The sequence below is a fragment of the Rhizobacter sp. genome, from assembly GCF_031412075.1.
GTDB lineage: Bacteria > Pseudomonadota > Gammaproteobacteria > Burkholderiales > Burkholderiaceae_C > Rhizobacter.
This window is the reverse complement of sequence record NZ_JANOCG010000551.1, coordinates 1-2,874: the sequence shown is the minus strand read 5'-3', so window position 1 is coordinate 2,874 and position 2,874 is coordinate 1. Positions and strand designations below refer to the sequence as shown.

The following is a 2,874-nucleotide window of genomic DNA, read 5'->3' as shown; positions in this document are numbered from 1 at the left end:
CGTGCGGGTGGCCCAGCCCGTGCGCCGGCTCAGGCGCAGCCACAAGGCGCATCCGCCATGGCCGCAGCCTTCGCAAAGTTGCAGAAGCGCTGACCAAGCATCGTTGCGATGAAAGCCCTGCAGGTCCACGCCGGCCCGCGCGCGCTGAAACGCCTGCGCGAACAGGGCCTTCGCCCCCAGGACGTGCGCGCCATCCCCGGCGCGGCAGGAGGGCCCAAGGGGCTGGTGCTGAGCCCGCTCGACCAGTACATCTTTGGCGAGTGGATGCACGCGGCCGAGCACCCGGTGCACCTGATCGGCGCCTCCATCGGCGCCTGGCGCATGGCGACCGCCTGCCTGAACGACCCCAAGCAGGCTTTCGCGCGCATGGCCGACGACTACATCCGCCAGGAGTACGAGCACCAACACGGCAAGCCACCCACGTCCTCGCATGTGAGCGAGGTGTTTGGTGCCAAGCTGACCGAACACTTCGCCGGCCACGAGGCCGAGGTGCTGAATCACCCACGCTATCGCCTGCATGTGTTCACCAGCCGCGGTCGGCATGTGCTCAAGCGCGAAGGCCGGCGCTTGTCCAAGCTCACCACACCGCTCGGTTACCTGGGAGCATTCGCCACCAACGTGGTGAGCCGCAAGGCGATGGGCGCGTGGCTGGAGCGGGTGATCTTCTCCGACCCGCGCGAGCTGCTGCCACTGCACACACACGACTACCGCACGCATGCGGTGAAGCTGAGCGCGGCGAACCTGCAGCCGAGCATTCTCGCGAGCTGCTCGATCCCGTTCTGGCTCGACGCCGTGCACGACATACCCGGTGCTCCCCATGGCGCCTATTGGGACGGCGGCATCACCGACTACCACCTGCACCTGAACTACGCCTCGATGAACGAGGGTCTGGTGCTGTACCCGCACTTTCAAAAAACCGTCATCCCCGGCTGGCTCGACAAGGTCTTGAAGCACCGCCACCGTGCGAGCGCGCACCTCGACAACGTGGTGGTGGTCTCACCCACCGCCGAGTGGATCGCGACACTGCCCAACGCCAAGCTACCCGACCGCAGCGACTTCAAACGCTACGACAAGAACATCCCTGCACGCGTGGCCGCATGGTCGCGTGCCGTGGCCGAAAGCGAGCGGCTGCGCGACGAGTTCGCTGCGTTTGCAAGCGGTGGCCAGCCCGTGCACGCACAGCCGCTCTGATGTCTTGACGCCTTGGTTCGGGCATGGATCAATAGCGCCCTCAACAACATGGAGAGGGTATGAATCTGACCAAACGCGCCGCGGCCGAGTTGCTCGGCACTTTCTGGCTGGTACTGGGTGGCTGCGGCAGTGCGGTGCTGGCTGCGGCGTTTCCCAATGTGGGCATCGGCCTGCTCGGCGTGTCGTTTGCCTTCGGTCTGACCGTGCTGACCATGGCCTACACCATCGGCCACATCTCGGGTTGCCACCTGAACCCGGCGGTCTCCATCGGCCTGGTGGCGGGTGGGCGTTTCAAGGCGGCTGATCTGCCGGCGTACATCATTGCCCAGGTGATTGGCGCGGTGGCTGCGGCCGCGGTGCTGTACTTCATCGCCAGCGGCAAAGCGGGTTTCAGTCTCGCCGGTGGCCTGGCCTCCAATGGCTACGAAGCGCATTCGCCCGGCGGCTATTCGCTCGCCGCTGCGTTTGTGGCCGAAGTGGTGCTGACCGCGTTCTTCCTGCTCATCATCATGGGCTCGACCGACAAACGTGCACCGGCGGGCTTTGCGCCGATTGCCATCGGCCTCACCTTGACACTGATCCACCTCATCAGCATCCCCGTCACCAACACCTCGGTGAACCCCGCGCGCAGCACGGGCCCGGCGCTCATCGTCGGTGATTGGGCGTTGTCACAGCTGTGGCTGTTCTGGGTGGCGCCCATCATCGGCGCCGTGATCGGCGGCGTGCTCTATCGCTGGCTGGGCGAAGAGAAGGCCTGACGGTGCAGGGGGCTCGCCGGGCGAGCCGCTACCATCGGGCAAGCCGGGCCGCCATGCTTCACATGGCGGCTTGGCCGTCAAACAACCGAGTCCACACGCATGCCCCAGACACCCGCCAGACCCGACAGCGAAGCAACTGTTCGACTGCCGCACCAGCCTCTCCCAGGCTATTACGCCAGCAACGATCTCGAGGCGCGTGAGAGCTTTCTGCGCAAGACCTTCGACGACACCGCGGTCGACTACAACCGGCTCGAGCGAATCCTCGGTCTGGGCACCGGCTCGAACTACCGCCGCGTCGCCTTGGAGCGCGCCGGCCTGAAACCAGGCATGCAGGTGGTTGACGTGGGCATGGGCACGGGCCTGGTATCGCAAGAGATCCTGAACATCACAAAAGAGCCCACCCGGCTCATCGGTGTCGACCCCAGCCCCGGCATGATGGCGCAGGCCACGCTGCCCGCCAGCGTGGAGTGCCGCCTGGGCCGCGCGGAGTCGATCCCGGTGCCCGACGCTTCGGTCGACTTCCTGGTGATGGGCTATGCGCTGCGCCACATCGCCGATTTCTCGGCAGCGTGTACCGAGTTTCGCCGGGTGCTCAAACCGGGTGGTCGTTTGCTGATCCTTGAGATCACACGACCACAGAGCCGCTGGGCCACGCTCTTGCTGAAGGCCTACATGCGCGGCGCCGTGCCGCTGGTGGCGCGTTTTGTATCGAAGGCACCGGCCACACCGATGCTGTGGCGCTATTACTGGGACACCATTGCCACCTGCATCGCACCGCCGCAGGTGCTGGGAGCCTTGGCCGCAGCGGGTCTGCACGATGCGAAGCGCCATGTCGAGCTTGGCATCTTCTCCGAGTACACCGCGCGGGGCTGAGCCTGTTCTACAATTCAGGCCTTCCTAACGAGCAAGAGCGAGAAGGGCACCA

At 65.6% G+C, this 2,874-nt stretch carries 3 protein-coding genes; all 3 read left to right on the top strand.

Annotation, left to right across the window (positions count from 1 at the left end; translation table 11 throughout):
• Positions 1-108 precede the first annotated feature (108 nt).
• Positions 109-1,191: a patatin-like phospholipase family protein gene (locus RMO40_RS20535; RefSeq protein WP_309725326.1), complete on the top strand. Its 1,083-nt coding sequence runs from the start codon at positions 109-111 to the stop codon at positions 1,189-1,191.
• 59 nt (positions 1,192-1,250) lie between these two features.
• A complete protein-coding gene (aqpZ, locus tag RMO40_RS20530) occupies positions 1,251-1,949 on the top strand; it encodes an aquaporin Z (RefSeq protein ID WP_309725324.1) in 699 nt (232 codons plus the stop codon).
• 99 nt (positions 1,950-2,048) lie between these two features.
• Positions 2,049-2,822: a class I SAM-dependent methyltransferase gene (locus RMO40_RS20525; RefSeq protein WP_309725322.1), complete on the top strand. Its 774-nt coding sequence runs from the start codon at positions 2,049-2,051 to the stop codon at positions 2,820-2,822.
• The last annotated feature ends 52 nt before the right edge of the window (positions 2,823-2,874 follow it).

Coding starts and splice junctions, on each gene's coding strand:
- RMO40_RS20535 (WP_309725326.1), top strand. CDS start 109: ATGAAAGCCCTGCAGGTCCACGCCGGCCCGCGCGCGCTGAAACGCCTG.
- aqpZ (WP_309725324.1), top strand. CDS start 1,251: ATGAATCTGACCAAACGCGCCGCGGCCGAGTTGCTCGGCACTTTCTGG.
- RMO40_RS20525 (WP_309725322.1), top strand. CDS start 2,049: ATGCCCCAGACACCCGCCAGACCCGACAGCGAAGCAACTGTTCGACTG.